This window comes from Pseudomonas sp. P5_A2_2, assembly GCF_054177685.1.
In genome coordinates, this window is record NZ_JBGCUL010000503.1 from 1 (window position 1) to 3,310 (window position 3,310).

2 protein-coding genes are annotated in these 3,310 nt (G+C 59.5%); both read left to right on the forward strand.

What is annotated here, in order from left to right:
- Window positions 1-2,002, forward strand: a 2,002-nt coding sequence (gene smc, locus ACXRVY_RS21230) for a chromosome segregation protein SMC (RefSeq protein ID WP_458238168.1), incomplete at its 5' end; no start/stop codon positions are given.
- Between the two features lie 258 nt (window positions 2,003-2,260).
- The gene (gene zipA / locus ACXRVY_RS21235; protein WP_223462912.1) at window positions 2,261-3,121 is read left to right on the forward strand and encodes a cell division protein ZipA; all 861 of its coding nucleotides are present in this window, start codon (window positions 2,261-2,263) and stop codon (window positions 3,119-3,121) included.
- The last annotated feature ends 189 nt before the right edge of the window (window positions 3,122-3,310 follow it).

Sequence of the window (3,310 nt, forward strand, 5' to 3'; positions counted from 1 at the left end):
ACTCGAAGCCTTGCAACAAGCCGCGCTCGATCCGGGCACCGGCACCGCCGAATGGCTGCGCGATCAGAATCTTGCGGATCGCCCGCGCCTGGCCGAAGGCCTGAAGGTTGAAGCCGGTTGGGAGCTGGCGGTGGAAACCGTGCTCGGCGCCGACCTGCAAGCGGTGCTGGTGGACGACTTCAACGATTTCGATCTGTCCGGGTTTGCCCAGGGCGATTTGCGTTTGCTCAGCCCGTCCAGCGATGGCGTACGGGTGCCGGGCAGCCTGCTGGACAAGGTCGAGGCGCAGCTCGATCTGTCGCCATGGCTGGGGCAGGTCAAGCCGGTCGACAGYCTCGAGCAGGCCTTGGCCTTGCGCGGTCAACTGGCCGTCGGGCAGAGCCTGATCAGTCGTGACGGTTACTGGGTTGGACGGCATTTCCTGCGGGTGCGTCGGGCCAGTGAAGCGGAAAGCGGTGTGCTCGCTCGCGGTCAGGAAATCCAGCAACTGGGCCTTGAGCGTGAAGAGCGCGAAGCCGCCGTCGAAACCCTGGAAACCCGGCTGCAGAATCTCAGGGCGCAGCAGCGTCAGCAGGAAAACGGTCGCGAACATTTGCGCCGTTTGCTGCAGGACGAAGCACGCCAGCAAGGTGAATTGAAGGCTCAATTGTCCGCCGGCAAAGCCAAGGCCGAACAATTGACCCTGCGCCGTAGCCGCCTCGACGAAGAGCTCACCGAGCTGGACGAGCAGCGGGCCCTGGAGCACGAAAACATCGGTGAAGCGCGCCTGCAATTGCAGGAAGCCCTCGACAGCATGGCGCTGGACACCGAGCAGCGTGAGTTGCTGTTGGCCCAGCGCGACAGCCTGCGTGAGCGTCTTGACCGGGTACGTCAGGAAGCCCGGCAGCACAAGGATCACGCCCACCAGTTGGCGGTGCGTCTGGGCTCGCTCAAGGCGCAGCACGATTCCACGCGCCAGGCGCTGGAGCGTCTGGAGATGCAGTCCGAGCGGCTGACGGAAAAACGCGAGCAACTGAGCCTCAATCTGGAGGAGGGCGAAGCACCGCTGGAAGAGCTGCGCCTGAAACTCGAGGAGTTGCTCGACAAGCGCATGACCGTCGACGAAGAACTCAAGACCGCGCAGATCACCCTCGAAGACGCCGACCGCGAACTGCGCGACGCCGAAAAGCGTCGCAGTCAGGCCGAACAGCAATCCCAGTTGATTCGCAGCCAGCTCGAAACCCAGCGCATGGAATGGCAAGCCCTGAGCGTGCGCCGCAAGACCTTGCAGGACCAATTGCTGGAAGACGGCTACGATCTCCACGGCGTACTCGCGACATTGACTGCAGAGGCCAGCGAGAAAGAGGCCGAGGAAGAACTCGAGCGTATCGCCGCGAGGATTCAGCGTCTGGGCGCGATCAACCTGGCGGCCATCGATGAGTACCAGCAACAATCGGAACGTAAACGTTATCTGGATGCGCAGAACGACGATCTGGTGGAAGCGCTCGATACCCTTGAGAACGTGATTCGCAAGATCGACAAGGAAACCCGTAACCGTTTCAAGGATACCTTTGATCAGATCAATGGCGGTTTACAGGCGCTTTTCCCAAAAGTTTTCGGTGGAGGCCGCGCGTATTTGGAACTGACGGGCGAAGATCTACTCGATACAGGGGTAACAATCATGGCGCAGCCGCCAGGAAAGAAGAACAGCACCATCCATTTGCTCTCCGGCGGCGAAAAAGCCCTGACTGCATTGGCCCTGGTTTTTGCGATCTTCAAATTGAACCCGGCGCCGTTCTGCATGCTCGATGAGGTTGACGCGCCGCTGGATGACGCTAACGTTGGACGCTACGCGCGATTGGTAAAAGAAATGTCACAGACAGTGCAGTTCATCTATATCACCCACAACAAGATCGCCATGGAAATGGCCGAACAACTGATGGGGGTAACGATGCATGAACCCGGTTGCTCACGTCTGGTGGCGGTGGATGTCGAGGAGGCGATGGCAATGGTGGATGCCTGAGTCGTGGTTGCAGGAAAGGGTGTTTACGGTTTGTAGGACTCTTTTACTGGCTTCGACTTGCTGGCCAATCGACATATTCGCGCTAGCCAATGTGGTAGACGGTGTAAAGTTACCTTTGGTCGTGCTAGTTTAATGTCAATTTTTCGTATACGTGGGCAAAACGCCTGTCAGAACATAGAGTTGGCGCCACGTTTTAAAGCGGTTTGCAGGTTGTAAACCCCTTATTTTTCAGCATTTTTCATAGAGGCACGGGATTACATGGAAATCGGTCTGCGCGAGTGGCTGATCGTCATCGGCATTATTGTCATTGCCGGTATTCTTTTCGATGGCTGGCGCCGTATGCGCGGCGGCAAGGGAAAACTGAAGTTCCGTCTTGATCGAAGTCTGTCCAGCCTGCCAGACGAGGAAGGCAGCACCAGCGCCGAGCTGCTGGGCCCGCCGCGCGTGCTGGACACACATAAAGAGCCGCAACTGGACGAGCAGGATCTGCCGTCGGTGAGCATGCCGGCCCGCGAGCCTCGCGAGTCGGGGTCCAAGCGCGGCAAGCGTGGCCACGGCGAACCTTCCCAGGGCGATATGAACCTCAGCCTGGATCTGGACGGCGGCCCGAGCTTCAGCAGCCGCGACGACGATTTCCCGGATGACACCAAGGCTTCGCCAGCGGTCAACGGCAAAGAACAACCGCAAGCTGAAGAAGTGCTGGTGATCAGCGTGATCTGCCGCGACGCTGCCGGCTTCAAGGGCCCGGCGCTGTTGCAGAACATTCTGGAGAGCGGCCTGCGTTTCGGTGAGATGGATATTTTCCACCGCCACGAAAGCATGGCCGGCAACGGTGAAGTCCTGTTCTCCATGGCCAACGCGGTCAAGCCGGGCGTATTCGACCTGGACGACATCGACCACTTCAGCACCCCGGCGGTGAGTTTCTTCCTGGGGCTGCCAGGCCCGCGTCATCCGAAGCAGGCCTTCGATGTGATGGTGGCAGCGGCGCGCAAATTGTCCCAGGAGCTCAACGGCGAACTGAAGGACGACCAGCGCAGCGTACTGACCGCCCAGACGATCGAGCATTACCGTCAGCGGATCGTGGAATTTGAACGCCGCGCCCTGACCCAGAAACGTTGATTGAAATGGTTATTCCCGCGCGGTGCGCGGGATAATCGGCAAAACAGATTGAGCAGCCTCGGCTGCTCTTTTGCTTGTGCGCCAGGCATGGCGCGTTGCGCGTAAGCGCAACCAGCTTGGCTGTGGTGGCCTCGCTGGTGACTTGGAGGTGAAAGTCCTCTACACACCCGGCAAGGGGAAGTGTTAGCC

Bases quoted from the DNA above. Each gene is read 5' to 3' on its own strand.
- zipA (WP_223462912.1), top strand. From the start codon at position 2,261: ATGGAAATCGGTCTGCGCGAGTGGCTGATCGTCATCGGCATTATTGTC.